General features: G+C 62.0%; 22 protein-coding genes and 3 pseudogenes. 19 read left to right on the top strand and 6 right to left on the bottom strand.

Going from position 1 to position 26,989, the window contains the following annotated elements; genetic code table 11:
• The first annotated feature begins 3 nt into the window (after positions 1-3).
• The 6 genes from AAFG16_RS22625 (at position 4) to AAFG16_RS22600 (ending at position 5,801) form a co-directional block, all read left to right on the top strand.
• Complete coding sequence (locus AAFG16_RS22625) at positions 4-1,179, top strand: zinc-dependent alcohol dehydrogenase (protein ID WP_342740607.1); 1,176 nt, start codon at positions 4-6, stop codon at positions 1,177-1,179.
• 11 nt (positions 1,180-1,190) lie between these two features.
• Positions 1,191-1,724, top strand: coding sequence for a hypothetical protein (locus AAFG16_RS22620; RefSeq protein WP_283086355.1), 534 nt, complete (start codon positions 1,191-1,193; stop codon positions 1,722-1,724).
• Between the two features lie 17 nt (positions 1,725-1,741).
• Positions 1,742-3,343 carry an alpha-amylase family glycosyl hydrolase gene (locus AAFG16_RS22615; protein WP_283086354.1) on the top strand — a complete coding sequence of 534 codons (1,602 nt, stop codon included), beginning with the start codon at positions 1,742-1,744 and terminating at the stop codon, positions 3,341-3,343.
• 158 nt (positions 3,344-3,501) lie between these two features.
• A complete protein-coding gene (locus AAFG16_RS22610) occupies positions 3,502-3,681 on the top strand; it encodes a CsbD family protein (RefSeq protein WP_283086353.1) in 180 nt (59 codons plus the stop codon).
• A gap of 6 nt (positions 3,682-3,687) precedes the next feature.
• A complete protein-coding gene (locus tag AAFG16_RS22605) occupies positions 3,688-4,845 on the top strand; it encodes a DUF305 domain-containing protein (RefSeq protein WP_342740606.1) in 1,158 nt (385 codons plus the stop codon).
• Between the two features lie 173 nt (positions 4,846-5,018).
• Positions 5,019-5,801 carry a Crp/Fnr family transcriptional regulator gene (locus AAFG16_RS22600; RefSeq protein WP_342740605.1) on the top strand — a complete coding sequence of 261 codons (783 nt, stop codon included), beginning with the start codon at positions 5,019-5,021 and terminating at the stop codon, positions 5,799-5,801.
• Positions 5,802-5,822: 21 nt separating this feature from the next.
• Here the strand turns inward: AAFG16_RS22600 and AAFG16_RS22595 are convergent, their stop codons facing one another.
• Positions 5,823-6,431 carry an isochorismatase family cysteine hydrolase gene (locus AAFG16_RS22595; protein WP_283086349.1) on the bottom strand — a complete coding sequence of 203 codons (609 nt, stop codon included), beginning with the start codon at positions 6,429-6,431 and terminating at the stop codon, positions 5,823-5,825.
• 542 nt (positions 6,432-6,973) lie between these two features.
• Between AAFG16_RS22595 and AAFG16_RS22590 the strand changes: the two genes are divergently transcribed.
• A complete protein-coding gene (locus AAFG16_RS22590; RefSeq protein WP_342740604.1) occupies positions 6,974-7,279 on the top strand; it encodes a putative quinol monooxygenase in 306 nt (101 codons plus the stop codon).
• A gap of 136 nt (positions 7,280-7,415) precedes the next feature.
• Positions 7,416-8,054: a transglutaminase-like cysteine peptidase gene (locus AAFG16_RS22585; RefSeq protein ID WP_342740603.1), complete on the top strand. Its 639-nt coding sequence runs from the start codon at positions 7,416-7,418 to the stop codon at positions 8,052-8,054.
• A 181-nt stretch (positions 8,055-8,235) separates the two neighbouring features.
• On the opposite strand, the gene AAFG16_RS22580 is transcribed toward AAFG16_RS22585, so the two are convergent.
• Together AAFG16_RS22580 and AAFG16_RS22575 are read right to left on the bottom strand one after the other, a co-directional pair.
• Entirely contained in the window at positions 8,236-8,601 is a 366-nt protein-coding gene (locus AAFG16_RS22580) for a helix-turn-helix domain-containing protein (RefSeq protein WP_342740602.1), read from the bottom strand.
• Between the two features lie 423 nt (positions 8,602-9,024).
• A pseudogene (locus tag AAFG16_RS22575) lies at positions 9,025-9,884 on the bottom strand (GspE/PulE family protein).
• An 85-nt stretch (positions 9,885-9,969) separates the two neighbouring features.
• Between AAFG16_RS22575 and AAFG16_RS22570 the strand changes: the two are divergent.
• The 10 genes and pseudogenes from AAFG16_RS22570 to AAFG16_RS22525 all read left to right on the top strand — a co-directional run.
• Complete coding sequence (locus AAFG16_RS22570) at positions 9,970-10,425, top strand: VOC family protein (protein ID WP_342740601.1); 456 nt, start codon at positions 9,970-9,972, stop codon at positions 10,423-10,425.
• A 17-nt stretch (positions 10,426-10,442) separates the two neighbouring features.
• The gene (locus tag AAFG16_RS22565; protein WP_342740600.1) at positions 10,443-11,303 is read left to right on the top strand and encodes a VOC family protein; all 861 of its coding nucleotides are present in this window, start codon (positions 10,443-10,445) and stop codon (positions 11,301-11,303) included.
• Between the two features lie 40 nt (positions 11,304-11,343).
• Positions 11,344-12,122 (top strand): annotated as a pseudogene (locus AAFG16_RS22560) (SDR family oxidoreductase).
• Between the two features lie 1,011 nt (positions 12,123-13,133).
• Positions 13,134-14,786: an ABC transporter substrate-binding protein gene (locus AAFG16_RS22555; protein WP_342740599.1), complete on the top strand. Its 1,653-nt coding sequence runs from the start codon at positions 13,134-13,136 to the stop codon at positions 14,784-14,786.
• A 38-nt stretch (positions 14,787-14,824) separates the two neighbouring features.
• Complete coding sequence (locus tag AAFG16_RS22550; protein WP_342740598.1) at positions 14,825-15,835, top strand: ABC transporter permease; 1,011 nt, start codon at positions 14,825-14,827, stop codon at positions 15,833-15,835.
• Positions 15,832-16,680, top strand: coding sequence for an ABC transporter permease (locus tag AAFG16_RS22545; protein ID WP_342740597.1), 849 nt, complete (start codon positions 15,832-15,834; stop codon positions 16,678-16,680). Before AAFG16_RS22550 ends, AAFG16_RS22545 begins: the two co-directional genes overlap by 4 nt.
• Positions 16,659-18,380, top strand: a complete 1,722-nt coding sequence (locus AAFG16_RS22540) for an ABC transporter ATP-binding protein (RefSeq protein WP_342740596.1) — start codon at positions 16,659-16,661, stop codon at positions 18,378-18,380. The genes AAFG16_RS22545 and AAFG16_RS22540 overlap by 22 nt, the downstream gene beginning before the upstream one ends.
• A 209-nt stretch (positions 18,381-18,589) precedes the next feature.
• A complete protein-coding gene (locus tag AAFG16_RS22535; RefSeq protein WP_342740595.1) occupies positions 18,590-19,948 on the top strand; it encodes an FAD/NAD(P)-binding protein in 1,359 nt (452 codons plus the stop codon).
• A 415-nt stretch (positions 19,949-20,363) separates the two neighbouring features.
• Entirely contained in the window at positions 20,364-20,576 is a 213-nt protein-coding gene (locus tag AAFG16_RS22530) for a hypothetical protein (protein ID WP_342740594.1), read from the top strand.
• Between the two features lie 380 nt (positions 20,577-20,956).
• Positions 20,957-21,127: pseudogene (locus AAFG16_RS22525) on the top strand (heat-shock protein); the annotation flags it as partial.
• On the opposite strand, the gene AAFG16_RS22520 reads toward AAFG16_RS22525, so the two are convergent.
• On the bottom strand, positions 21,120-22,661 hold the full coding sequence (locus tag AAFG16_RS22520; protein WP_342740593.1) for a hypothetical protein: 1,542 nt from the start codon (positions 22,659-22,661) through the stop codon (positions 21,120-21,122). The pseudogene AAFG16_RS22525 and the gene AAFG16_RS22520 sit on opposite strands and share 8 nt — an antisense overlap.
• 2,725 nt (positions 22,662-25,386) lie before the next feature.
• Between AAFG16_RS22520 and AAFG16_RS22515 the strand changes: the two genes are divergently transcribed.
• Positions 25,387-25,602 (top strand): hypothetical protein, encoded by a 216-nt coding sequence (locus tag AAFG16_RS22515; protein ID WP_342740592.1) that lies wholly within the window; start codon positions 25,387-25,389, stop codon positions 25,600-25,602.
• 6 nt (positions 25,603-25,608) lie between these two features.
• Here AAFG16_RS22515 and AAFG16_RS22510 read toward each other — a convergent pair whose 3' ends face one another.
• Positions 25,609-25,773, bottom strand: coding sequence for a hypothetical protein (locus AAFG16_RS22510; protein WP_342740591.1), 165 nt, complete (start codon positions 25,771-25,773; stop codon positions 25,609-25,611).
• A 239-nt stretch (positions 25,774-26,012) separates the two neighbouring features.
• The gene (locus AAFG16_RS22505; RefSeq protein WP_342740590.1) at positions 26,013-26,960 is read right to left on the bottom strand and encodes an aldo/keto reductase; all 948 of its coding nucleotides are present in this window, start codon (positions 26,958-26,960) and stop codon (positions 26,013-26,015) included.
• Positions 26,961-26,989: the final 29 nt, after the last annotated feature.

Raw genomic sequence — 26,989 nt, 5'->3', positions numbered from 1 at the left:
GAGATGAAGGCGCTGGTTTGGCATGGCAAGGAGGACATCAGGTGCGACACCGTCACCGATCCTGAAATCCAGGACCCGCGCGACGCCATCATCAAGGTCACGAGCTGCGCCATCTGCGGCTCCGACTTGCATCTCTTCCACAATTACATTCCGGGCATGCTGCCCGGCGACATCATGGGCCACGAGACCATGGGCGAAGTGGTCGAGGTCGGCTCCGGCGTCGACGGCAAGCTGAAGAAAGGCGACCGCATCGTCGTGCCGTTCACGATCATCTGCGGCGAATGCGACCAGTGCAGGCGCGGCAATTTTTCCGTTTGCGAAACCACCAACCGCAAGCGCCATCTCGCCGACAAGGTGTTCGGGCACACCACGGCGGGCCTGTTCGGCTATACGCATCTGACCGGGGGCTATCCCGGCGGCCAGGCCGAATATCTGCGTGTGCCCTTCGCCGACGCTACCCACATCAAGGTGCCCGCCGGCGTCCCCGACGAGCAGTTGCTGTTTCTCAGCGACATCTTCCCGACCGGCTGGCAGGCCGCCGTGCAATGCGACATCGTGCCGACCGACACAGTCGCGATCTGGGGCTGCGGTCCGGTGGGGCAGATGGCGATCCGCAGCGCCATCCTGCTCGGCGCCAACCAGGTGATCGCGATCGACTGCCTGCCCGAGCGGCTCAGCATGGCGGAAGCCGGCGGCGCCACCACGATCAATTTCGAGACCGAGAGCGTGCTGGAGCGGCTCAAGGAGCTGACCGACGGCAAGGGCCCGGAAAAATGCATCGATTGCGTCGGCATGGAATCCCACGTGATGGCTTCCCTGCCCGACACGCTGCTCGACCGCGCCAAGCAGATGGTGATGGCGGAGAGCGACCGACCGCATGTGCTGCGCGAGATGATCTATGTTTGCCGGCCCGGCGGCATCATCTCGGTGCCGGGCGTGTACAGCGGATTCTCCGACATGCTGCCGATGGGCGCCTTCATGAACAAGGGACTGACGATGCGCACCGGACAGACCCACGTCAACCGCTGGACCGACGACCTGCTCCGCCGCATCGAGGAGGGCCAGATCGATCCGTCCTTCGTCATCACCCACACCGTTCCGCTCGAGCAAGGCCCCGAGATGTACCAGGTGTTTCGCGACAAGCGCGATTCCTGCGTCAAGGTCATGCTGAGGCCCTGAGGAGCAAGCCTATGTTTCACTTCTCCAACATCGTGCGCACCAAAGGCGATCCTGAGATCATCGAGGGCGGGCCGAGCCTGAAGCGGCCGGAAGACCAGCTCGCCCGCGCGCTCGGCTGGTTCAGCATCGGCCTCGGTGTCGTGCAATTCTTCGCGCCGAGACGCGTCACGGAAACGCTGGGCATGGAGGGCTGCGAGACGCTGGTGCGCGCTTTCGGCGTGCGCGAGATCCTGGCCGGGATCATGTCGCTCTCGGTCGACAAGAATGCCGGCTTGTGGGCGCGCGTCGGCGGCGATGGCCTCGATGCCGCCGCGCTGCTCTCGGGGCTGACATCCGACAATCCGAGGAAGGGCAACATTGCGCTCGCGCTGCTGATGGTCGGCGGCATCGCCATGCTCGACTATCAGGCGGCGCAGGACACCAAGCCGCGTCGGCCGCCGCGCGATGCACGCCGCAAGCTCTATCCGAACCGCAGCGGCTTCCCCAAGGGCATCGAGAGCGCCCGGAGCGCGGCGAAGCAGATCGCAGCTTACGTCAAAGCATGACGAGGTGAAGCAAGTCGATGACCGCCAAGTCCGGTGAAGCAGGCGCGTGGTGGGAATCCGCCGTCATCTACGAGATCGTACTGATCTCCTTCCAGGACTCCAATAGCGACGGCAAGGGCGACCTCGCCGGCCTGATGTCGCGCATCGACTATCTGAAATGGCTCGGCGTCGACGCGGTCTGGCTGACGCCGATCTACAACAGCCCGTTCCGGGATCTCGGCTACGACATCTCGGATTACTGCTCGATCGATCCCGCCTTCGGCAGCCTCGATGATTTCGACCGCCTGCTCGAGGCGCTGCACGCCGAAGGCATCCGCCTCATCCTCGATCTCGTTCCCAATCACACCGCGGACGATCACGCATGGTTCGTCGAGAGCTCCAGCTCGCCGAACAGTGCCAAGGCCGATTGGTACATCTGGGCCGATGCGGCCGAGACCGGGGGGCCGCCCAACAACTGGCTGAGCCGCTTCGGCGGCAGCGGTTGGGAATGGTGCGAGGCGCGGCGGCAATATTACTACCACTCCTTCCTGGTCGAGCAGCCCGACCTCAACTGGCGCAATCCGCAACTGCGCGCCGCGATCGCCGATGTGATGCGGTTTTGGCTCGATCGCGGCGTCGACGGTTTTCGCGTCGATGCCAGCGCGGTCCTGATCAAGGACGAGCTTTTGCGTGACAATCCACCGAACCCGCAGGCCGAGGGCAAACCGCCGCCGCAGCGTCGGACGCCTGTCTTCACCGATGACCGGCCGGAGACGATGACCTGCATCGAATTCATCCGAGAGGTAGTCGACGACTATCCGGAACGGCTGCTCTGCGGCGAGGTGCAGGGCAAGACCGACCGCATCGGTCACTTCTACGGCAATGACCGGCCGCGCCTGCACCTGCCGCTCAATTTCGCGCTGCTCGACGCGCATTGGGATGCGCTGTCGCTGCAAGCGGCGATCGACGCCTATTATAACGCCCTGCCCGACGACGCCTGGCCAGTCTGGTTGATCGGCGGCCACGACAAGCAGCGGATCGCGAGCAAGATCGGCGAAGCGCAGATGCGTGTGCTGGCGATGCTGCTGATGACGCTGCGCGGAACGCCGTTCCTGTATATGGGCGACGAGATTGGCCGCAAGCGCGTGCCGATTCCGCCCGACCGCGTCTGCGATCCCTTCGAGAAGCTGGTGCCGGGATACGGACTGTGCCGCGACCCCGAACGCGCGCCGATGCGGTGGGACAACAGCGCCAATGGCGGCTTTAGCACCGGCGATCCCTGGCTTCCGATGGAGCGCGATGGCGCGCTCAACGTGACCGCGCAGCGCCGTGACGAACATTCGATCTTGGCGCTGTTTCGCGCGCTGATGGCGCTCCGGCGCGAGCATGCGTGCCTACGCCAGGGCAGCTATGAGCCCCTGCGTTCACAAAACGAGGTTCTGGCCTACCGGCGGACCGATGGCCTTAACGGGATACTGGTCGCGCTCAACATCGCCGCCGAACCGCGCAAATGGCACTGGCACGGCCATGGCCGCCTGCTGATATCGACGCATTTGGACCGACCGCCCGCGCCACTGCCGCACGCCACCACCCTGCTTCGGGGCAATGAAGGGGTGATCATCGCGCTCGAGAACCGGTGATCGCCGCAGGAACCATCGGCGCGCCAGCGAGTCTCATCAACGCTTCCGGGGTCCCCCCGCTGCCGGAAGCGTACCAGACCGCAGCCCCGGCGCTCGCCCCCTTCAAGCGCCGGGGTTAGCGGCGTGAGCTTGGAGGCAGGCCATATCGGAGGCAGCTCATGGGCAAGACCAAGGGTCTTCGGGAGCGGATCGTCGGCAGGACCAGGCAGGCTGTCGGCGAGATCATCGGCGATCAGGATCTGCACGACGACGGCAAGGCGCAAGCCGAGCGCGGCCGTGACGAGCAGGACCAGCCGAGCGATCTCAATCCGCTGAAGAAGCTCAAGCAGCTCACGTGAACCGCCGTGCACCCGGCCATCTCCCTTCAGCACACTGGCGAGAGCACCTCGTTACTCTCCATACGTCGGCGGCATTCACGCTGGATCGCCGCTGCCGCGCTCGGCCTCATCAGTAGCAGCTTCTCGACCATCGTGAGCCAGCTCTTCGCCACCCGAATCGGCCGCGATGCCGCGGTCGACTGGATGACGGTTGCGGCCATTCCGGCACGCGACTGGGCGATCAGCGCCGAGCCGTCGTGGAGCGCGATCCTCACCGGCATCGCCTTCCACCAATGGGCGGATTTCTCCTGGGCGCTGGTCTTCTTCGGCGTGCTCGGGCGCTGGACCGCCGATTTGCGGCCGCTCACGATCCTGCTGCTCGCGCTGCCCTGGGCCGTGTTTTCCTCGGCCATGGAATGGTTCGTGCTGGTGCCGCTGTTTCCGTTCTGGCAGCCGTTGTTCACGCTGCAACAGCCCTACTGGATCGGCCTGCTCGTCCACGGCTCCTCCGCCGTGATGTATCCCCTGTTCGCGCGGCTGCGCTGGATGCCGGGCAACGCGCCGGAACGAGACCTACGCTTCACCAATGCCTGGATCACCGGCGCAATGGCCATGGTTGCAGTGCTCGGCACAATCGCGCTGCTCGGCAGCATCGGCTTTGAGCTGCCCTGGACCGGCCGCGACAGGAATGCCGACCAGGCTTATCTCCGCCATATGACGACGCATCACACGCAGGGTATCGAGCTCGCACAGAGCGGTGCCGAACGCGCACGCGATCCGCATCTGCGCAAGCTCGCGATGCTGATGGTCGCGAGTCAGACCGGCGAGAACCGGATTTTCGAGACCTGGTGGCTGAGCTGGTTCGACACGGACATGCCGGATTGCAGCACCGAGGAACGCGCCGCCATGCCGGGCTTCTTGACGCCGAACGAGATGCGGCAGGTCAAGACCGCGCCGGCCGACCAGTTCGACGCGCTGTTCGTCGCAGCAATGAGCAAGCATCACAGAGGCGCGGTCAGGATGGCTGATCAGATGTGGCACAGCCGCGGTGATCTGCGCCTGCGCATCATGGCCCATGCTATTCGCCACGAGCAGCAGGGCGAGATCGCGCTCATGCAAGGCGTGAGCGGCGTTGTCGCCGTCATCACCGCCTTCCGCAACATGCTCGGCGACAACGTCAATTGAGCGCTAGGAACCTTGGTTCGGCAAGCCGATTGACGAGCATAGTTCCCTGACCTCAGGCGATCATGCGGCATGGCTCCGGGCCCATTCGTCGGCGCAAACGTATCAAAGGTTAATGCTTTCCGCCGTCCTTCTCGGCCAAAGTCCGACACGGGCGGCGGGCCATCGGACATCGCATGCAAGCAGGATTTGCTTACTCGAGGCTCGCCGATCGCCTGGCGAGCCTTGCCGACCTGACCGCCGACGATCTCGACCTTCTCGCGGGCATGCCGAGCGGCATCGCGCATGTCGGAACGCATCAGGCCATTCTGCGGCATGGCGACGAGGCGACCCAATGCTGCCTGCTGCTCAAGGGCTATCTGTCCTGGCAGAATCCGGAAAGCCAGGATGGGCAGATCACATCGATCTGCGTTGCTGGCGACATCGCCAACCTTCACACGCTCCATCGCCCGCGCATCGACGGCAATCTGATCGCGCTCGGCCCTGCGATCGTCGCCCTCGTGCCGCACCGCTTCTTTCGCGGGATGGCGGCGCGTTCGCCGGCCATGGCGCACGCCCTGCTGCTGATGCTGCTGGCAGATCACGCGATCCAGCGAAACTGGACGGTCAATCTCGGCAGTCGCGATGCGTTGACGCGCGTGGCGCATCTGCTCTGCGAGATCACCGCGCGCCTGCAGATCGTCGGTCTCGCCAGGGATTTCAGATTGCCCTCGCCCTTCACCCAGTCCGACATCGCGGCCGCCTGCAGCATCTCCCCGGTGCACGCCAACCGCACCATTCAGGAGTTGCGCCGCTGCAACCTGCTGCAATGGCAGGGCAAGACCATGACGATCACCAATTGGCCGGGACTGGTCCGGCTCGCCGGCTTCGATCCGGCCTATCTGAGCATGCGATCCGCAGAAAGCGATGCGCGGACGCCCCAACCGAGAGCGGCGCCGGCCGACGTCGCGCTTGCTTGAGCCGCTTCGAGGCGCGCATTTCTACGCGCGCCAAAACTCTGCCAGCTCTTCCGCGGTCAGAAGATCCACCTGGCCGTGAAAGCGGGTGCGGTACATCGTCATCAGCGCATCATGCCCGACGTCGGACGAGCTGCACAGCGCGTCTTCGACGATGACGACTCTGAAACCGAAATCGACGGCGCTCAGCACCGTCGACAGCACGCAGACATCCGTCTCTGCCCCGGTGATGACGACCGTGCCGACGTGCTTTTCGACCAGCAGGGTCGCAAGACCGGGATTGCTGAACGCAGAATAGGCCGGCTTGTCGATGACGACGGCGGGCGGAACGAGCCGGCCAAGCGCCGGCACGAGCTCGAGCGCGGATGGCGACAGATGCCGGCGCGTCGCCTCGCTCCAGCGGTGAAAATAGCGCTGCCACTGTCCGGGGCGATCTTCCGGATCCTGCGGCGTGATGAAGCGCGTGAAGATCGTCCGGGCCTGATAGCGCGAAGCGATCCCGGCAATCGTCGGCAAGACCCGTTCCATCCAGGGCGTCGCCCACAGCCCGCCGGGAGCGAAAATATTCTGCATATCGATGCAGAGGTGAACGGCGTTCGTGATGTAAGCGACCTTCGACGTGCTATCTCTCATCGTCCTCCACCGCAGCTCACACATATGTAGCCATCGGACTTGTTCTGCTTGAGCAGGATCTCGCTGCCGAGGATCGCAACCTCTTCCTGCGTCAGGATGTGAGCAACGGCGTTGCAAGCCCTGCAGGCGAAGAACCCGAGATGCCATCGCAAGTTCCTGGACGTTTCGGAGCCTTGCTCGCGCTCGCGCGTCGATGAACAGACGCAAGGCAAGCACTCATGCACCGCTCCCAATTCATCAGCGCACGCGATCGCGTCTTACACCCGCGGCCTCGGTGAAAATGCCCCGACTCACGTCGAGCGGCACCACGCTCGTCGGTGTCGCGCGCGGAGACCAATTCGAAATCTTCAGCCATCCGGCGCGGGTGTTGATGTCCGACGCCGAAGCAGATGCAGCGTCGGGCTGACTTGCGCGGTTGAACTGGCGTGCACATTTCGCGTCCTCATTACCCGCGAGGTAATCGACCCGCCTGGGTTGCGTGGCGCATCCTCGCGTCGACTGGCGGCAATTCCCGCCAGGGCGAACACCGAGGCAAGTCACCCATGCCGGTTACCTACGTCATCAAGTTCGACGTCGTGCCTGGGCAGCGCGAAAATTTTCTGCGGCTGCTCGGGATGGTACTCGACGCGATGCGGAACGAGCCGACCTTCCACCAGGCGGTCCTGCATCGCGATCCGACGTCCGAATATCGCTTCATGCTCTACGAGACCTGGGAGAGCCATGAAGAGCTCCTGAATGTCCAGATCAAGCGATCCTATCGAAACGCCTGGCACGAAGCGCTTCCCGGGTTGCTCGTGCGCGATCGCGATATCGAGATCTGGGAGCCGCTGCGGAGCGACCATCGCTGAACCTTAACTGAAATCACACCATAGCCGTCCGCGTGAAACGGCATCTGCCGAGATCCGTTCAATTTGAAGCAATTGCTTAGCGGGATCGCGAGCTGTCTCTGCGAGCCTTCCACCCGGAATCCGGTGGGGAACGGGCATGACGAATTTCTGCATGGAGGGACGAACCGCCAGACGGCTTCGCGCGTGGATCGCGGCTGCCGCTGCCGCCCTGTTCGCCTGGGATGCGCTCCCGGCTCACGCCTTCCTTACCCGTCCGGCGCTATTCGCCGCGATCGGCAGCGCGACCAAGGCGCCCAATGGCTGGCTCCAGCTCTGTGCCGCCAATGCCGACGAATGCAAGCCCTCGGCCGATCAGGCGCGCGACGTCACGCTCACGCCCGAGCTGCTCCAGCAACTCTACGAGATCAACAAATACGTCAACGATCGCGTGACGTGGACCAGCGATGCCGAACTCTATGGAAAAACCGAGCGCTGGGCCTACCCGCTCGACCGCGGCGATTGTGAAGACATGGTCCTGCTCAAGCGCAAGCTGCTGGCGAAGGCTGGGTGGCCCCAGGGCGCGCTGCTGATCACCATCGTCGAGGAGCGCGGCCAGACCAGGACGCGTCATGCCGTCCTGACCGTCCGGTCCGATCGAGGCGAAATGATCCTCGACAACCAGACGCCGGAAATCTGTTCTGGTACGAGACGATTATCGATACCTGTCGCGCCAGAGCGCGACGGATCCGAACGTCTGGGTATCGTTCGGTGCCGAGCAGGCCAAACCGGCCGTTGAACTCGCGTCGTCGGCCTCGCCGCTTCCCGCGTCCCTTGCCTCGTCCTTCCCCTTGCCTCCCGCTTTGGGGATCAGGCCCTAGAGCCATGTCCGTTCCGAGGACATCGGAACGGGGCTCTCGATTTATTGTATTGCCGCGTTTTCCCGATGCGAACCGGTGTTCACTTCGCTTGCGGAAGCGCTAGCCCTTCTCGGGGCGCCGGAGCCGCGGCTCCTGGCGTGCGCGCAGCTCTTCCTCGTATTTCAGCTTCTCGAGCAACATGTCAGTTACAAGACGTCGCAGTTGCGCGTTTTCCACCTCGAGGCGCTTGATGGTGTATTCGGAGTTGGCATCGCGAGGGATGCTCGAGCCAATGTCAATAGCGCCGCCTACCCCATCCTTCGCAGGCTCGGGAGATTTGAGCATCTTCTTCCAGCGATGATAGGTCATGATGCTGACGCCGAGCGCCTTCGATATCTCGCGCTGGGTCTTGCCTCTAGCCGCGAGTTGATCCGCCTGGGCCAGCTTGTCCGAAATTTCCCGCGAATCATGTCTCCTGCCGACCATCTCGCCCTCTCCGGCCAATGTCCCCACTTTGCCCTAGCAAAGCGGGATTAGTTAACCTTTTCAACTGACTAATGAAAAGTAGGGTTGCGTTCGTAGCGACAGGCTTTGCGCGAATTGTCCCCACAGTAAAGCCTTTCGCGCGACCATCGCATTGCCGATGGTTAATTTGCGCTCGCCCGATGCCCCCGGCCGGTCCCGCGGCCCTGCTAGCACACACCGGCGTCCTGCCAAAATTCCCCTCCAGACTCAGGCCGCCTTCAACCCCTGGAGCCTGCATCGCAAATTCGATCGCGAATTTAAAGGAAAAATCGGAGCTGCGGCCAGCGGCCGGTCATCCCGCTCGCCTGCACGGAGCCACCGCGAGCCCGGAAGATGAGTATGATCTAATGCTACTTTAAGCTGCTCTTACGATATGACGCAGCCTCAACTTTCAATAATAGCCGCTCTGGCCGTCGACGGCATCGAGCGTCTCATGCCGACTGAATTCCTTGAGATCGACCTTGTTGCGATCACCGCACGCAGCGTCGAGCGCAGCAGGAACGCCTCGACCCCGAGATCGAGGAGCCGTGGCACGGCGGCCGCAGCCGTCTCGGTGTGCAACGTGGTCAGCACGAGATGGCCGGTGAGCGCGGCGTGAATGGCGACATGGGCCGTCTCGGAGTCGCGGATCTCGCCGACCATGATCACATCGGGGTCCTGGCGGACGAAGGAGCGCAGTGCGGTGGCGAAAGTCAGCCCGATCGACGGTTTGGCCTGGACTGGCAGATGCCCGGAATCTCGTATTCGACAGGGTCCTCGATTGTCAGGATCTTGCGGGTGGGCTCGTTGAGCAGCGACAGGACCGTCGCGAGCGTCGTCGTCTTGCCGCTGCCGGTCGGTCCGGTCACGATGATCATGCCGTGCGGAAGTGCCAGCATACGCTGCAATTTGCTCTGATCGCCAGCAAGGAAGCCCAGCTTGTCGATCGACAACAGGGCCCGGTCCCGCGGCAGGAGACGGATGACGGCGGACTCGCCGTGCTGCGTCGGCATGATCGCCACGCGCACGTCGATCTCCGAGCGCGCGGCCCGGACCCGTGCGCCACCATCCTGCGGTAGACGACGCTCGGCGATGTTGAGACCCGCCAGGATCTTGATGCGGGAGATCACCGCCTGCGGCGGAACACCGTTGGGGGTCGTTACATTGCGCAGCAGTCCATCCACGCGCATGCGCACGATCAGCGACGTGCGGCCCGGCTCGATATGGATATCGCTGGCGCGCAGTTCGACCGCAGTCTCGAACATGTCGTTGACGGCCCGGACGACAGGTGCGCCGCTCGCAAGGTCGCGCAGATTGTCGATGTCGTCGTCCTGAACGGTGGCAGGCATCGTGCAATTTCAGGGCATCGGCCTGCGCAGCACCGACCATGCGCGTGATCTCGCCTTCTGGCGCCTGCTCGGCGGCGAGGTGAGCGACTGGGTTGGCGACATCGCGTACCTGCGCATCGACGCGCTGCATCACCGCATCGCCCTTTATCCGTCGCAACGGCGCGGTCTGCTCTACGCCGCCTTCGAGGTCGAGGCGCTCGATCAGATCATGCAGAACAGCTACTTCATGCAGGAAAATCAGGTGCGGATCGTGCAGGGTCCCGGCCGTCAGCCGGCCTCCCAGCAGATCTTCCTTCACGTCGAAGGCCCCGACGGACTGATCCTGTCTTATGTCACCGGCACGGCCGAGATCGGCGCCAGAGCACGCCCTCCCCGGCAATTCCCACCCACCGCCGCTTCGCTCTGCAATTGGGGCAGCGAGAGCAAGGGCGTTCCCGAACTGAGCGCGCAGCGATAAGTGAAGAGGAAAACGGCATGATCCAATTGAAGGATGTGAGCTATGTCCGCCTGGGATCACCGGATCTCGAGCAGGCTGAGCAATTCGCCACCGTTTGCCTCGGCTTGCAGATCGCCGAGCGCGGCAAGGCCGACCTCTACCTCCGATCGGACGAACGCGCGCATACGCTGTGCTACTCGGAAGGCGATCCGAAGCAGCAGACCGTCGGATTCGAGATCGAGGACGAAGCAAGTCTTCAGGATGCGGCAACCACCCTCGAATCGCTCGGCCGCGCCGTCCACGCCGGAACCACGGAGGAAGCGGAGCGGCGCAAAGTAAAGGCGTTTATCGGCTTTAGCGATCCCACCGGCAACCACATCGAGCTCGTGGTGCGGCCAGAACGCAGCGGGCGGCGCTATTTCGCCAGCCGCGATGCGGGCATCACCGGCTTCAGCCATGTCGGCCTCAACTCAACCGATCCCGCGCGCGACGAGCGGTTCTGGACCCAGGTCTGCAACGCGCGCGTCAGCGACCGCATCGGTGACATCCCGCTGATGCGGGTCCACGCGATCCATCACACCATCGCGCTCGTCCGCGCGCCGCAGGCCGGCATCCAGCACATCAATCACCAGGTCGAGAGCAGCGACGACGTGCTGCGCTCCTATTATTTCCTGAACGAAAAGCGCGTACCGATTGTGTTCGGTCCCGGCCGGCATCCGACGTCGGGAGCCCGCTTTCTCTACTTCAAGGGACCGGACGGCATGATCTTCGAATATTCGGTGGGCGTCGATGAAATCGAGGATGAGGCAACGCACCGCCCACGCCAGTTTGGTTTCGAGCCGACAAGCTTTTGCATGTGGGGTTCCAAGCCAGCCGGCATGACGCTACCCAACAAGTGACAAGTCACGCTGCAGTCGCGGCAACATCCGAAGAGGACACATGGATCTGGGATTGCGAGGCCGCAAGGCCATCGTCTGCGCGGCGAGCCAGGGCCTTGGAAAGGCCAGCGCCATGGCACTGGCCCGCGAGGGCGTCGAAATCGTGATTGTCGCCCGGCGGCGCGAGGTCCTCGACAGTGCTTCTCGGGAGATCGACTTGGCCACCGGCAACCGACCTCAAACAGTGGTTGCGGATGTCACGAGCCAGGAGGGGCGCGAGGCCATTCTGTCCACCTGCCCAGAGCCCGATATTCTGATCAACAATGCCGGTGGACCGCCGCCAGGCGATTTCAGGAACTTCGAGCGCGACGATTGGATCAAGGCGCTTGATGGCAACATGCTCGCGCCCATCGCGCTGATCAAATGTACTATCGATGGGATGATCGGGCGCAAATTCGGCCGCATCGTCAACATTACGTCGCACGCGGTCAAGGCGCCGTCGCAATGCTCGCACTATCGAACGGTGCGCGAAGTGGATTGACGGGCTTCGTCGCCGGCCTGGCGCGCTCTGCTGCCGAGCACAACGTGACCGTCAACAACCTGTTGCCGGGAACGTTCGATACGGACCGATTGAGATCCAATCTCGCGGCACTTGCTCGAAACACCTCGCGTAGCGTGGCAGAGGTCACCGAAGAGGTCCGTACCAACAATCCAAGTAAGCGCTTCGGCCATCCGAACGAGTTCGGCGCGACGTGCGCGTTCCTGTGTTCGGCACAGGCAGGCTACATCACGGGACAGAACATACTGATCGATGGCGGAGCCTATCCCGGCACATTTTGAATCCGGCTTGGTCTTCAGCCGATAAAATCCGCCGATGTGCTGGACCAGGATTCGGCGCCAAAAATCGCACAGGATCGTCGCATGGCTGTAAAGTCTACGATTGGTAGCCGGGAAGCGCTACCAAGAGCTGCTCTTTCTTGGTTGGATCAGTGGAGCTGCGCGAATGAGTGCGGAAGGGAGACACTCTCTGCCTCCCACGACTGCAACTGCGCATCAGCAATCATCTGTCCCCTCAAATAATGATTGTGCCCGTGCGCCGCAGGCGGTTCATCCCCAGTTCACAAGGTCTGCTCACATTGGCTGTGACGAGATTTTGCTTGATCTCCCGGTGCACACGTCGTGCACACGCCGGCCTTTAACCGATTGAAAGACTTGAACTCTCGCTCCAATCCATCATGGGCAAATTTGAGCTACCTCCAGCTAAATAACGGCCAATTCAGCTAACTCTGAGAATCCTCGGCATGTTCCCTCACCGCGAAGTCTGGTATCTTTCAGCTGCGGCGTTCTTCGTCAACGTTCCCGTCGGGACGAGCCAATCGCATCGGAGGCCGTATTACTGACCTCCGTCTCACTTGAGACGGAGCCACCTTTTGCAGATTCCAGCTAGCAATTCGATGGTAACAAAGTTCATCTTTCGATCGCCAGCATCAGTCCCGTTCTACATCGCACCAAATTTTGCAGAATGGCTTTTCCAATCAGCGATACACCACGAGAGCTGACGAGCTCGAGAGGATGATTGCGACGCCGGGCACGAACTAACCTACGATCAACGGCGTAAATCGACGGATGTTCGGCCATAAGACGGTCTCGATCGAGTGCATTCACGCCGAAGACGAAATGGCCGTCGCGCGCATTGGCCCTGTATCGAAACGTTCGTTGCCTACCTCATCCAAACTTTGGAATGGCCACGGCACCTCGTTTCGCCTCTCCTAGGCCGAAATGTCGATCGCGCCGAAGCATCTCCATGAATGCCCGGCCGTGATCGACACCACCTATCATCGGGGGCTATCCATGACTGCGCGCCTCTCCTCACTCCTACTCTCCCGGCGTTGCCTGTTGGTCGCGACCTCTGTGTTGGCAGCCGTAGTCTTGACGGCAATGGCGAGCCTATCTCCGGCTCAAAGCGCCGGCGCTCCACGGAATGGCGGCGACGTCACCTTCCTGATCGACTCGCTCGGCGGCACCTGGGTTCCCAACAACAGCTCCATCTCCAGTTTCCAGGGCCACATCTGGGGCCATGTGACCGACAAGCTCGTCTATGTGGATGCCGACGGCAAGGTCAGTCCCTGGATCGCCGAAAGTTGGGAACAGAGCAGCGATGCCACCCAGTTCACGCTGCACCTCAAGAAGGGCGTGACCTTCTCCGACGGCACCGCACTCGACGCATCGGCCGTCGTCGCCAATCTCGACATCTGGTACGCCGGGCGGAAGAACGAGGGCATCAACCCGGTTGGCCTCTTCCCGAAGACCTACGACCGCGCCGAGGCCGTCGACGCATTCACCGTGAAAGTTGTCTTCAAAGCACCGACACTCGGCTTCATTCCGACGCTCGGCTATCACGGCTCGATTCTCATCTCTCCGAAGACGCTCGCGCAGCCCGCAGCCCAACAGGCTGACCTCTCCAAGACGTCCGGCAGCGGGCCGTACGTGGTCGCCTCCTGGAAGGAGGGCGACTTCGTCAAGCTGGTCAAGCGCAAGGACTACAATTGGGGTCCCGCAGCCGTCGGTCACACCGGCCCGGCCTATCTCGATTCGATCACGTACAAGATCGTGTCCGAACCATCGTTGCGGGTCGCCGCCGTTCAGTCCGGCCAGGCCGATGTCGCCTACAGCCCCTCCCCGCAGGAATTGAAATCGCTCAAGGACGCAGGCTTCACCACCGCCACGCCGCGCTATCTCGGCTTCGTCAATGGCCTTGCGGTCAACACCAAGCTGGAGCCGTACAACGATGTGAAGGTGCGGCAGGCGCTCCAGGCCGCCATTGACCGCAAGGAGATCATCGACACCATCTATACATCAGACTGGAAGCTGGCGACGTCCTTCATCCAGAGCAATGTGCCTGGTGCGACCGACCACAGCGACCTCTTGGCCTACAACCCGGGCAAGGCAGAAAAGCTGCTCGACGAAGCGGGCTGGATCAAGGGCGCCGGCGGCATTCGTGCCAAGGACGGCAAGCAGCTGACGCTGACGCTCTACTCCAATCCTTACCTTGCGACGGCGAAGTCGATCGACGAGCTGATCGCGCAGCAACTCGGCAAGATCGGGTGGAAGGTCACCATCCGCGCCTATGACGTCGTGACGTTCGGCGAGAAGGTCAGGTTCGGCGGCCCGGCCGTACCGGCCTACGAAGTGACGCGCAGCTTCATCGATGCCGGCACGGTCGCCAGCATCCTCACCGACGCCAACAATGGCGAGAACTGGTTCAATCTCGGCGACAGCGACAACAAGCTCAACGATCTCCGCGACAAGATCGCCGGCGCCTCTTCGACCGACATCCGCAACCTGCTGCTCGATGAGTTGCAGATCTACGTCCTCGAGCAGGGCTACTTCATCCCGCGCACGCAGATCGTCCAGCGGGTCTATGTGCAATCCCCGAGGCTCAGGGGCGAAGTCTATAACGGCGTCGCTTATGCCAGCTATTACACGGCCACGAAGGGCGAGTGAGGTGCCGTGACATCGAGCAACGCGTCGAGGGGACCGGGATGAGCAATGCCTACCTTGCCTATGCCGCGAAGCGCCTCGCGCAGGCCTTCGTCGTCGTTCTGTTGGCTTACGTCTTCACGTTTGTCGTCGTCAGCATCCTGCCGGGCGATCCCATCACCAACGTCCTGCGCGATCCCCAGAACGGGTTCACCGAGGAGGAGATCAAGGCCATCATCGCGGCCCAGGGGCTGGACCAGCCGATCCAGGTCCAGCTCTGGACATCGCTGTCCCATTTCGTCACCGGCGATTTCGGCCTGTCGATGCGATCCAGCCGACCCGTGACAACCCTGATCGCGGAGGTTCTGCCATCGACGCTGATTCTCGCCTCCGAGGCTTTCGCCATCGCGCTGCTGCTGGCGGTGACGATCGGTCATGGCACGCAGTTTGTTCCGAGGCGATTCGGGCAAGGCCTGCTGCGCGGCTTCCCATCGCTGTTCCTGTCGGTGCCGAACTTCGTCATCGGCCTGATCCTGATCCACGTCTTCGGCTTTCAGCTCGGGCTGTTCCGCGTCATCGAACCGAACAGCTTTTGGGCCACTCTCTTTGCCGCGATCGCACTCGGAATCCCCGTCTCCGCCCGGATCGCCGAGGTGCTGATCGCGAACCTCGACAAGGAGTCGGAGCAGGAATACGCTAGCGTTGCGCGCGCTCGTGGCCTGACGCAGCTGCGCCTTTTTGCTAGGCACTTGCTCAAGCCATCTTCGCTCCCGGTCGTGACCGTGATTGCGCTGGCCATCGGCGAACTGCTCGGCGGTTCGCTGATCACCGAGACGGTGTTCGGACGCACCGGCATCGGCAGCCTGGTGCAGCGCTCCGTGAGCACGCAGGACTTGCCTGTCCTGCAAGCCGTCGTCTCGCTTGCAGCAATCGTGTTCGTGCTCGTCAACCTTGTCGCCGACCTCGTCTACCCGCTGCTCGACCCGCGCGTGAAGCTGATCGGGGATCGTAGATATCGGCCGACCACGGCTGACGACAGCGCCGCTACCGCATCCGCGGCGGTGTCGTCATGACCCTCGCCTCCTTCTCCTCCGACTCGCGGATCACGGCGATCAGCCGGCTGACAGCGCTTCGGCTGCCGCCGACCGTTGCGTTGGCCTTCGCCGTCATCGCGATCGTGATCGCCTGGTCGCTGGCGCCGGGCCTGTTCACGAGTCATAGCCCGGTTGTCGGTGTTCCCGCCGAGAAGCTGCTCAGCCCCAGCGCCGCGCACTGGTTCGGCACCGATCACCTCGGCCGGGATCTCTTCACCCGCGTGGTCTATGGCACGGCATCCTCGGTGACGAGCGCGCTCATTGCCGTCACCATCGCGGCCGTCACAGGCGGCTTGATCGGTCTGCTCGCAGGCTTCCTCGGCGGCTGGGTGGACATTGCGCTCGCCCGCCTGGTTGACGTGCTGCTGGCGATCCCGAACTTCCTGCTGGCCGTCATCGTCGTCACCGCGATCGGCTTCGATACCACCAATGCCGCAATCGCGACCGGGGTCTCGGCGGTGGCCGCGTTCGCGCGGGTGATGCGCTCGGAAGTGATCAAGACCCGGCAGGCGGTTTTCGTCGAGGCTGCGTTCCTGATGGGCGGCTCGCGCTGGCACATCCTGTTGCGACACGTGTTGCCGAATGCATCGCGCTCGGTGCTGCCACTCGCGGTCTTACAATTCGGCCTGTCGATCCTGGTTATCGCCAGTCTCGCTTTCCTCGGTTACGGCGATCCCCCGCCCGCCTCCGATTGGGGCCTGCTGATCTCGATCGGCAAAGACTACCTGAAATGGCCGTGGCTGGTGTACGCGCCCGCCTTCGTCACGATCGCGACCGTCCTCTCTGTGAACAGGATCAGCCGATGGCTCCGCAAGACGGACTAACCTCGACGTTCACCCGCGCCAAACTGATCGCGCCGACCCCGCTGCGCCCGATTCCGCTGCTCAGGGTCGATAACCTGTCGGTCTCCTACGGCTCGAACCAAGTCGTCTCCAATGTGGGCTTTGAACTCGGCCGCGGCGAGAGCCTCGCCCTCATCGGGGAGTCCGGCTCCGGCAAGTCGACGATCGCCCGCGCGGTGCTGCGGCTGCTCCCGAGCGGCGGTCGCGCCACCGGCCGCGTTACCTTCGACTGCCAGGAGGTGCTTGATATCTCCGAGCGCGGTTTCCGGCCGCTGCGCGGACGCGCCATCGGATTCGTGCCGCAGGACCCAGCCAACTCGCTCAATCCGGTGCGGACGATCGGCTCCCAGGCCCACGAGGCCGCAGCGCTGCTCGACGAGCCCGACAAGGCGATCCGCAAGCAGCTCATCCTGGATATTTTTGCCGAGGTTGGGCTCGACAACCCGCAACGCATCTACGACTCCTATCCGCATCAGCTGTCCGGCGGCATGCTCCAGCGCGTCCTGATTGGGCTGGCGATCCTTCCACGGCCGGCATTGCTGGTCGCGGACGAGCCGACCTCCGCGCTCGACGTCACGATCCAGAAACGCATCCTCGACCTGCTCACGCGATTGCAGCAGAATCTCAAGATCAGCTTGCTGCTCATCACGCACGATCTTGCGATTGCCGCCGAGCGGGCGAACGCGCTCGTTGTGCTCAGAGACGGCGTCATTCAGGAGTCTGGCCGGACCGCCTCCGTCTTCTCTTCGCCGGCATCGACTTATGCGAGGAAGCTGCGCGCCGATGTCCCGGCGCTCAACCCAGACCGTTACGCCGCGCTGCGTGACACTGGTGTCCGATCTCTCAAGACCAGTATCGGTGCCAAACCGAAGATCGAGGTCAGCGCCGTTACCAAGACCTTCACCGTCGACGGCAAGACGCTGACGGCCGCCAGCGATTTGTCGTTCACAGTTCCGGCCGGCACCACGCACGCGTTGGTCGGCGGGTCCGGCTCCGGCAAGACGACAGCGGTGCGGCTGCTGCTCGGCCTCGAGCAACCCGACAGCGGGGCCATCTCGGTCGCCGGTGAACGGATTACGGGTCGCTCGCCGGAGGCATTGCGCACGGTGTGGCGCAACCTTCAGCTGGTCTACCAAAATCCGTTCACCTCGCTGGACCCGACCTGGACGATCGAGCGGCTGGTGCGGGAACCGCTGGACCGCTTCAAGATCGGCACGCGTGGGGAGCGCGACGCGCGGGTTCGCGAAGCGTTGGCCGATGTCGGCCTTGGCGAGCACCTGCTCTCCCGCAAGCCGGCGGCGTTGTCCGGCGGTCAGCGCCAGCGCGTCGCCATCGCCCGCGCACTCGTGCTCAAACCCGACGTGATCGTGCTCGACGAGCCGACCTCCGCGCTCGACGTCAGCGTCCAGGCCGGCATCGTCGAAGTCCTGCTTACGCTCCAGGCCAATCTGGGCCTAACCTACGTGTTCGTCTCGCACGACCTCGCACTGGTACGCCAGCTCGCCCACACCGTCTCGGTCATGCATCGGGGACGCATAGTCGAGCACGGGCCCGTCACCGAGATATTCGACAATCCGCAGCAACCGTATACGAAGTCGCTGCTGGCCTCGATCCCGTCGGGCATTGCTTACGCGGCACAAGCACAGCACGTGCGCCCTCGACTGCTGGCTGCTGCGGAGTAACCGCGGACGGTCCATCTCGCGAGCCAGAAGAGCGTCCGCAAGGAATTCCGACAAGATCGTTTCAGAAAATGGCGCCTCGATAGAGCGTCGCGTCTCCCTGTGCGCCGAATAAGAGAATATCGCACTTGTCTGACAATCAACGCATTTCAGCCGTAGAACCAAACGCAGTCCTGCGACGTTGACCTGATGACCAGACATGGGGCGGCACGATGGGTCCGGAGGGACGGCATGCGATCATCATCGGCGGGGGCGCCAGCGGCGTTCTTCTCGCCTTTCAACTGCTGAAGTCCAATCCATCTGATCTCCGCGTAACTTTGATAGAGAAGCGGCCCGAGATTGGACGCGGCCTCGCTTACCACGCGGGCAATCCCGAACATCTCCTCAACGTGCGCGTGACCAATATGAGCGCACTGCCCGACGAGCCCGAACACTTTTGGAACTGGCTGTGCGCGCAACCCGCGGGGCCGTTGTGTCCCGATCCCTACTGCTTCGTTCCGCGGCAGACCTACGGGGACTATCTCGCCGATCTGATCGCCCCGCTGAAAACGCGCGACGGATCTCAGGGCCTGACCATCGTGCGCGGCGAATGCGCGGCCATCCGGGAAACTCCGTCCGATGTCGCAGTCACACTTGCAGACGGAACATGCATCACAGGGAGCACGGCGATTCTCGCGACCGGCCACGACGCCGCGGCGCCGCTGCTCGCTGGCCATGCTGAACCGTGGGCTGCGCCCAAAGACGCCGGCATCGACATGGACGCCACTGTGCTCATCCTCGGCACGGGTCTCTCGATGGTCGACTATGTCCTGTCGTTGCTTCGCTACGGACACCAGGGACGGATCGTCGCAATGTCGCGGCGCGGTCTCCTGCCGAGGGCGCACCGACGCGTCGATCCGATGCGCTTTGCCGAGCACGAGATACCGTTCGGCGCCGAGATTGGGCCGCTGCTGCGCTGGTTTCGGCGCCGCATCGAGCTGCACGTCGCTGAGGGCGGCGACTGGCGTGGTGCCATCGATGCCATCAGGCCGTTCACCCAACAGCTCTGGCAGGAGTTGCCGTTGAGCTCCCGGCGCCGCTTCCTGGAACACTCCCGTGCCTGGTGGGATGTCCACCGCCACCGCACCGCGCCGGAGGTCGAGGCGCGCATTGCGGAGGCCCTCGCGACAAAGCGGCTGACGGTCATCGCCGGCAAGCTCGCCGCCATCACACCCAATCCCGACGGTGCATTGGTTCGCTACCGCAGACGCGGCCAGAGCGAGACATCCGAGCTGCAGGTCGGAGCCATCATCGACTGCACCGGTATCGTTAGGGATCCCGGCGCCAGCACAAACCCTGCTGTTCGCAGCCTGCTCGACCAGGGTCTCGCCCGGATCGATCCACTACGCATCGGCATCGACGTCACGCCGGACTGCGCGATCGTCAATCGCGACGGATCTCCCTCGCGCCGACTCTACGCCGTCGGCCCGCTGACGCGCGCGGCATTCTGGGAGATCATTGCCGTTCCCGACATAAGACAGCAATGCGCGGAGCTGGCTGCGCGGCTACGCGCGACCGACGGTCCTGGCTAGAGTGTACCCATAAAGACGCAGACGTCGGCTTTTGGTGTCCAAGCAGAACTTTTCTGCTCAATCAGAGCATTGCCGGTTTTGACCCGGAACGGACTACGAACGTCGTGGCGTAAAAATTTCGTCCGCGCGGGGAACTGAATCCCGGCCGACTGCATATTCGGATTGCTAAACCCTACGGATTAGGACCCGTAAGCACGAGGTTGTGTCATGCAGCACCGTCGTCGTTTCAAGCAGATACAATCCCTTGAAGAACGACTTTCCGAACAAGCAAAACGCCTAAGGGCCGAAGCCAAATTGCTTCCACTAGGCGCAGCGCGGGACCAAATGATCCGCAAAGCCCGGCAGGCCGAAACAGCCTCTCATATGAGCGAGTGGCTTACATCCGCGGGGCGTCGTCGCCCAGAATGAAATCGCCATGAAAGGATCTGCAGGCGCATTCCAGGAAAATGCTATGCCTTACTGCGGCACTGTGACCCGGGAAGAGATCGAGGCTGCGAAGCAGGCCTATGAACGAGCGCAGCAAGCGCTAGTGCACACCAGTGAAGTTCTTCGACGTTCCCGAGAGGTATTGGGGCAGTCGTTCAAGATCCTTGGTATCAATCCAGACCAAGAAAGCACGCAAGAGTAGGGCCGCCTCAGTTGGCGGCCTCTTTCATATGTCGCCTTGTGGCCCGTGGCCGACCCGAGCTGAGCCAATTACCATGTCGGCTATTTGGACGGAGAGCGGACGCGGGGCCGGCAACCCTGACCGCCGCTTGCGCCCCCGTGCAGCCATAGAGCGCAGCCCAAGCGGATGTGACCTTGCACGACAACAACGCTTAAACCAGGCCACCCGTTAAGGCGCTAAAATTTTTCATCACCCTCTTGAAACTTTTTTGCCCGTGGCAGATTTTTTTGGTCGCCGCAGACATGGCGGCCGGGGCGCCTTCGGGGCTCCGAAATCAAGGCGGGCGCCGGAAGGTGTCCGGTGCCAGCTCGTACCCAACTTGCTCTTTGGAGGATTTGGCTATGAGGTATGATTGGACTCCCCTGTGGAGGTCAACCATTGGTTTCGACCGCCTGTTTGATGTTCTCGACGAAGTCCAGCGGACCGCCGAAGAGACCTATCCCCCCTATAACATCGAGCGGCTCGACGAGAACCGCTTCCAAATCTCGGTGGCGCTCGCCGGTTTCACACCGGCAGGAGGTTCGCGTACGCCCGCACCGGCGCGTCGGCAGCCGCGAATGTCCCGTCGCGATTCCAATCCACGCTGCCCGTCGCGGCATCGACCTTATAACCGAACTTCGACTTGAGCGTATTGAGAAACGGAGTGTTGCCCGGACTCATGATACCGGTTTCGACGAGCGAATGATTGTTCAACGTCGGTAATGTTTGACCGTCGGAAAACATCAGGGCTCCGGCGTCAAGAAAGGCGTAGTTCATTAAGCTTGGGTAGTTGGGTTTGCAATTCGGCTCATGTGTTCCCGACGGGCCATTGTGATCCAGAAAAAGCGTATGACCGAATTCGTGTGCCGAGTTTCCGGCGCTGTTCATATTGAATCCGCAGGCGATGCCCGGGCCGCAAGAGCCTCCGCCTGTCGTGTAGCCGAGCACGTAATGAAAGAGGCCACGCCGCGCTGGATCCATATTGTTCGTCATCGCGCTTGCAGGGCTTTCGGGCATGTATCCGCCCATTCCGTCGGGAACGGCATCGACAGCTGTATAGCCACCCCAATCTCCGTAGGTCGTTGCATCGGCCGGTGTCTCGGGCGGCACGCCGATGTCGAGGTGCAAGCTCACTCCGGGTTGACCATCGGGATTTCCAATATCTTGCGCGTGCATGGCCCGTGTCGCCGGGTTCGTCGTAGCGGAGTCTGCGTAGATGCCGGCCATCTGACGCGCCACCGCCGGAGTCATGCGCAAGGCCAAACTGCTCTGGTTGTCGGCGAGCGTGAGACGTCTGAAATCCACCTCGACGAAGATATCCTTGTGGCGCGGATCGGCGCCCCAGGCTGGTAGAGCCTGACCGTTCACGCCCATGACCTCCCACGAGTCCCAAAGTCCGTCGCCATCAGTGTCCCGCGTGTCTGCGAGTGAGGCACAGTTGATTCCAGGGGCCGAGGCCCGCCGGCTTGCGCAGATCCCAAGTACGTTTTCCAGGGCGTCCCCCAGTCCGTCGCCATCAGTGTCGTTCGCAAAGTCGTTGCGATAGACGCGTATCGCTCCGGCTTTCTCCGAAAGGGCACCGAACATAACCACGGTGTCCCCAGCCTCTCGCCGGCGCAAATGTGTGACGGGGCCCTTATCCCGCGCTAGGACATTGGCGCCGTCGGCGCTCATAAGGTAGGCGACGTGCTCGGTGGGTCCGTTTGGCCTGGCAACCCCCACGATCTCTTCCCCCACGCCTAGCCGAGGTATCGTCAAAGCGGTGCCGCCAGAGAACCGAATTTTTGATTTGAGCAGTGCGCCGTCTAACCACACGTCTGCGACGTAGGGGGTGTCTGACGCTTGTGCGCGCACGATCAGCGTAAAGCTACCCGCAGCGGTAGGAGGTAGGACAATCCCATTCGGGCGGGCTTGCGTCTGAAGACTTTGAAAGGCTTCGCCCGATGCACCGACAATGTCGAGGGCTGCGGCATTCTGTGGATCAACATTTCGGAGCTCTATGATGTGACCGTCGGCACGTTCCTTGAGCATCAACGGCACTTCGGCGACTTGGCTGACTGTGGTCAAATCGAACACTCGCGTCTGGGCACAAAGTGGCGAGGCCGTGGCCAACAGAGCCGCGAGGGCGATCACTGATCTCCGATACATCGTTTTAGTCCTTCCAGTTGACTTCGATGCTGTCGGTTGCGCTTTGGGACTCAGACAGACCTATGCTGCTTTGAGTTGCTGCATGATGGCCCGCCCGATTGGGTCTCAATGTGAGAAGGTTCACAAAGGCGATCGGATCGCCAACAAATTCTTGAACGCTCTCGCGGCCGTGATGGCGCTCAAGCCCGGTTGAGTCCGCGATTGGCTGTGCCGGAGCAGACTCCCGGGCTCAACAATCACGGCGAATCAATTCGCGCGCGACTGCCGCGACTCATGCCGAATCCAACAAAGCAGACGGCGAAGTACCAAGCCCTTGATGTAAGTGCTCGTCTCTGGTTCGTAGTATGCTCTCAAAACCCGCAACTCCCACAATTTGACAGACAAGCTGTCGTTGGCCGTTGCTTCCTCCACCGTGAGGAAGCGGAATGCCGGATCCCCCTCTACGAAGAGTACGAGAAGACCCGCCGATTAGGGACCGTACCAAAACCCAAAGCGCGCCTCCGATCGGAGGTACGAAGCTGACTGCAGCCATCAGAATAGGCGCTGGAAGCTCAAGCCATTAGCGAAGTCGGTTTGGAGGAGCGGTGACTGCAAAGTGCAGTCTTTAAGGCGGCGCTATTAAGAGTGTTCGCGCCGTGATCCGCGCCAGTAGCCGACGAGCGCGCGCCACTCGAATACAAGGATGACGCTGCCAACTAGTGCTGTCCCGAAACCGGTCATGATGAAAAGCATTTCCAGCTTTGAATCACCTCCGCATGGGACGAGGTTCCTAAGTATCAAAGTGGACCGTTCCTTTCTATCTGGGATGTGTGCCCTCGGGGAGATCCTGCCAAGGTGAATGAGCGGCCAACAGGGCATAAAAACGGCTCCAGCTTGGGCAAACCGGAGCCGCTATTTCCAATCTTCTGGCCACGGGGTTGGGATACGGGGGCCAGAAGCAAACGCTCAACCCAGGATTTGGAAAGTGGTTCCCACTGGCGACTAATAGGAAAGCGGAAGGCCCCCCCGCCGGGCCGCCAGACAAGGGGACTGCTCATCAGCTTTAGCGTTCATTGTTGCAGGTCTCAAAAAAACGGCTCCAGCACAACCCGCCGAAGCCGCGCCTCGACAGCAATGGGGAAGCTGCCGAGGCTTGCTAAGGGGTAGGAAGATTCGGCAATGGAGTCTGTATCCCTTTGGATATAAGCGGTTCCCTTGATGTCGCTCTCTGAGTTGATCGACGCCTTGCTTTTCGACACACACGACGGGGTGTGGCTCGCGGCCGTGTCGAGCCGCTTAAACGCTATTGTTTGGTGTGATGCATAACCGCGCGACGCGTCGCGACCTCGGAGAGCGTGCGTGGCAAGCTACGCTGGCTGTGAAATGCCCCCCGCCCAATAGCCCAATGGAAACGGGATCGCACACCCGAGAATGGGGGGCCGACGGATAACGGCTCGGTGAACGAAGCCAATTGCTGATCCCTTGAAACAACCCGGAAACAATCAGCGCTCAACTTCCCCGCATCGAAAAGAGGGAGCGACCGCAGATGATTGCAATCAAAGCCCTGATGCTCGCCGTTGGTGCTGGGATCCTCTTTTGGGCGTGGTCGGGTGATTTCGGGTACGACGTAGCTCTCGCCATCGTCGCCTGCCTCTCGTAACGAAGGAAGCTCTCGGCTCGCTCCTCAGGCCGCCTAGAGAGGCGAAGCCGCTCATGTCATTCAAATAAGCGAACGACTGCTCAATCTTGCTGACAGCGCTCTCCGTGATATCGCCATCCTGATTCGCGTCGCTCTGGAATTGTCCAGCTTAGCGCGCCAAGTTGCACCACGAGATCGCTTGACCATTTTGCTCCTTGCCGAATGCTTTCTCCTGTCGGCGACCCTGCCAGATTTCGATAGTGGCGTGACTTGAATCTGTCGCAATCGACTTTCAACTTAAAGTTCTTGTACGAGGCCGCCGCCGTGTCTCGTGCTTGAGGTTTGAGGGCTCGCTAGAGCCAGCCCCGGCGAGCCCTCCCTCAGTGTCAGCCTGACTGACGTAAAAGTTCTTGCCGAGTGTGACATCGACAACATTGCGATGCCGCGCCACAGCGATAGATTTAGCTCGCCGGGGCTGGCCATACTTCACGTATCCATTTTCACCCGGTAGGCCGCAGTGGTCCGCCGCTGCGGCCTTTGCCGTAGTAGCCCACCCGAACAAGATCAACACAAGCGCGTCCGCCTGCGTCGACCGCCAGACCGCGTCGGCTACAGGGATCAAGCTGGCGGCCGCTGCCGCTCCATTGCTCGATCGCGCACGTTGTCCCAATACTGCCGTTCTGCCGCCGCCATATCGATGGTGACCACGTCGGACCGCCGCACCACCACGCGCCTCGCCCCGGTGTCGAGCGGTGGGATAAACAGTGCTCACCACCACGTCCGCTCGCCGATAACCTAGCCCTCATCCGCAGCTTGTCGGCCAATACTGCGTCACGGCGCTTGAGAGCAAAACGGCTGGTCGCTGATCGCCAGCGAGCGCAAACCGCTCGGATAATCCGCCAAGCGTGAGTTGGCGCCTCTGCCGTGTGATACGACCGGTACTGCAGAAAGGCTCCGCTGGACTGACTTTCAATAACTGGGGTTATTGGAAGTCAGGCTCTTCAGATGAGCGGCGAGGATGCATCAATGAAGGACAGAGATAGCGCAATTCCCACGCTTGTAGCTATTCGCCGTAGCTATTTTCGCAATGTCTCCTTGAGCCGCCAAGAAACGATGCCTTTACAGCAGTCTGCATCTCAGGTGTGGAGGAGTCGATATCCTCTCGCTTTCGATAATTGGGTGTCATCGAAGGTGGATGCGCTCCATGTGCGCGATCTCGTTGATGTCGTGCTCGCTTACTGACGTCATTCACGAGCCGCGCGAGCTGCAGGTGGTGCTGAGCCGGGTTTCCGTCCGGCTGCGTGACCACTTCTGCCGCAGCAACGATGGCACCGCATGACTGGCGAGGTGGAACGAGTTCTTGCCGATATCGATGCCGAAGTCGGCGGGCGAGTTGTCGAATTTCCTTGACATGGCGTGTGGTGCCCCTGCCAGCATCCGCTGCATGCAGGGCAGGAGCACGGCCAGACCATTCCAGTACCGGACTTTGGAAGCCGAGCGATTTCGCTCTCTCGCAACAGCGGCGCGGGCAAGCACCGGGTCATTCGGAGGTGCTGCCCACAATCTATACCGCCAGTCTGGCGCCGAGTACCCCTGTGTGCCTCAAGAGAACTCTCTACCTTCTGCCCGGAAACTCATCGTGCCGACGCAGTTCATTCAACTCGTTGCGCCCGAGGAATAAATCCCGGTATGCCGGTCTCGACCACGGCGTTGAACCTGACGGTCGTGGTGATACGTTCCCGGATATCGCGCATGGCGTCGTCAGGCAGGGCGGAAATGTCCAAGCTCTCCTGGATGCGTTGTGGTTTGGTCGAGGTGGTCAGGAAAGCGGTGCCGCGCTGCACAGCCCAGGCCAAGGCCACCTGAGCCGGCGTCTTGTGCACACGCTGCGCGATCGCAGTAATCACGGGATCTTCCAATACGCTTGGCTCCATGGCATGTCCCAAGGCTGCAAACGCCTGCAGTACGATTCCGTGCTCTTTGCAGAAATCGAGCAAATCCCATTCGGGCAGATATGGATGCGATTCGACCTGGACCATCGCGGGCCTGATCCGCGCGACCGCTACGATCTCGCGCAGGTTCTCCAGCGTGATGTCAGATAGACCGATCGACTTGCAGTGACCATCGTCGACGAGCCGCTCCAGCGCCTGCCAGGTTTCAGCTAGTGTGACGCCGGGATCATAGATCACCTGACCGTGGTCGTCCCTCGGGTCCTGCTCGTCACCGGGTTGGAATGCAAAAGGAGTATGGATGATGTAGCAATCGATGGTGTCGAGTTGCAGCCGGCGGCGGCTGGCGTCGAACGCCGGCTTGACGCGCTCGGGACGGTGATTTGTGTTCCAGAGCTTCGTGGTCACGAAGAGATCCTCGCGCCGAAGCGTTCCTGCCTTGAAGGCGTCCTGGATAGCTTCACCTACCGCTGCCTCATTGCGGTAGCGCTCCGCGCAATCCAGATGTCGAAATCCCGCTTCCAATGCAGCCCTGGTGGCTTGTTTCGTTGCGTCCTGATCCGGAATGAGTGTGCCAAATCCCACAGCGGGAATTGTCTCGGATTCGTGAGTGGAAATCCTCGTGTAGCGGAGCGCATTGGATGTTGTCATGTTCCTGCTTTCTTGTTGGGGCTCGGCCG

Origin of the sequence: Bradyrhizobium sp. B117 (assembly GCF_038969555.1) — a bacterium.
Lineage (GTDB): Bacteria > Pseudomonadota > Alphaproteobacteria > Rhizobiales > Xanthobacteraceae > Bradyrhizobium.
The sequence above is the reverse complement of the archived record's forward strand: the minus strand, read 5'-3'. Positions and strand labels throughout refer to the sequence as shown.

What these genes read in the sequence shown, in the direction of transcription:
- AAFG16_RS22625 (WP_342740607.1), top strand. Translation starts at nt 4, where the DNA reads ATGAAGGCGCTGGTTTGGCATGGCAAGGAGGACATCAGGTGCGACACC.
- AAFG16_RS22620 (WP_283086355.1), top strand. Translation starts at nt 1,191, where the DNA reads ATGTTTCACTTCTCCAACATCGTGCGCACCAAAGGCGATCCTGAGATC.
- AAFG16_RS22615 (WP_283086354.1), top strand. Translation starts at nt 1,742, where the DNA reads ATGACCGCCAAGTCCGGTGAAGCAGGCGCGTGGTGGGAATCCGCCGTC.
- AAFG16_RS22610 (WP_283086353.1), top strand. Translation starts at nt 3,502, where the DNA reads ATGGGCAAGACCAAGGGTCTTCGGGAGCGGATCGTCGGCAGGACCAGG.
- AAFG16_RS22600 (WP_342740605.1), top strand. Translation starts at nt 5,019, where the DNA reads ATGCAAGCAGGATTTGCTTACTCGAGGCTCGCCGATCGCCTGGCGAGC.
- AAFG16_RS22595 (WP_283086349.1), bottom strand. Translation starts at nt 6,431, where the DNA reads ATGAGAGATAGCACGTCGAAGGTCGCTTACATCACGAACGCCGTTCAC.
- AAFG16_RS22590 (WP_342740604.1), top strand. Translation starts at nt 6,974, where the DNA reads ATGCCGGTTACCTACGTCATCAAGTTCGACGTCGTGCCTGGGCAGCGC.
- AAFG16_RS22585 (WP_342740603.1), top strand. Translation starts at nt 7,416, where the DNA reads ATGACGAATTTCTGCATGGAGGGACGAACCGCCAGACGGCTTCGCGCG.
- AAFG16_RS22580 (WP_342740602.1), bottom strand. Translation starts at nt 8,601, where the DNA reads ATGGTCGGCAGGAGACATGATTCGCGGGAAATTTCGGACAAGCTGGCC.
- AAFG16_RS22565 (WP_342740600.1), top strand. Translation starts at nt 10,443, where the DNA reads ATGATCCAATTGAAGGATGTGAGCTATGTCCGCCTGGGATCACCGGAT.
- AAFG16_RS22555 (WP_342740599.1), top strand. Translation starts at nt 13,134, where the DNA reads ATGACTGCGCGCCTCTCCTCACTCCTACTCTCCCGGCGTTGCCTGTTG.
- AAFG16_RS22550 (WP_342740598.1), top strand. Translation starts at nt 14,825, where the DNA reads ATGAGCAATGCCTACCTTGCCTATGCCGCGAAGCGCCTCGCGCAGGCC.
- AAFG16_RS22545 (WP_342740597.1), top strand. Translation starts at nt 15,832, where the DNA reads ATGACCCTCGCCTCCTTCTCCTCCGACTCGCGGATCACGGCGATCAGC.
- AAFG16_RS22540 (WP_342740596.1), top strand. Translation starts at nt 16,659, where the DNA reads ATGGCTCCGCAAGACGGACTAACCTCGACGTTCACCCGCGCCAAACTG.
- AAFG16_RS22535 (WP_342740595.1), top strand. Translation starts at nt 18,590, where the DNA reads ATGGGTCCGGAGGGACGGCATGCGATCATCATCGGCGGGGGCGCCAGC.
- AAFG16_RS22530 (WP_342740594.1), top strand. Translation starts at nt 20,364, where the DNA reads ATGAAAGGATCTGCAGGCGCATTCCAGGAAAATGCTATGCCTTACTGC.
- AAFG16_RS22515 (WP_342740592.1), top strand. Translation starts at nt 25,387, where the DNA reads ATGAAGGACAGAGATAGCGCAATTCCCACGCTTGTAGCTATTCGCCGT.
- AAFG16_RS22510 (WP_342740591.1), bottom strand. Translation starts at nt 25,773, where the DNA reads ATGTCAAGGAAATTCGACAACTCGCCCGCCGACTTCGGCATCGATATC.
- AAFG16_RS22505 (WP_342740590.1), bottom strand. Translation starts at nt 26,960, where the DNA reads ATGACAACATCCAATGCGCTCCGCTACACGAGGATTTCCACTCACGAA.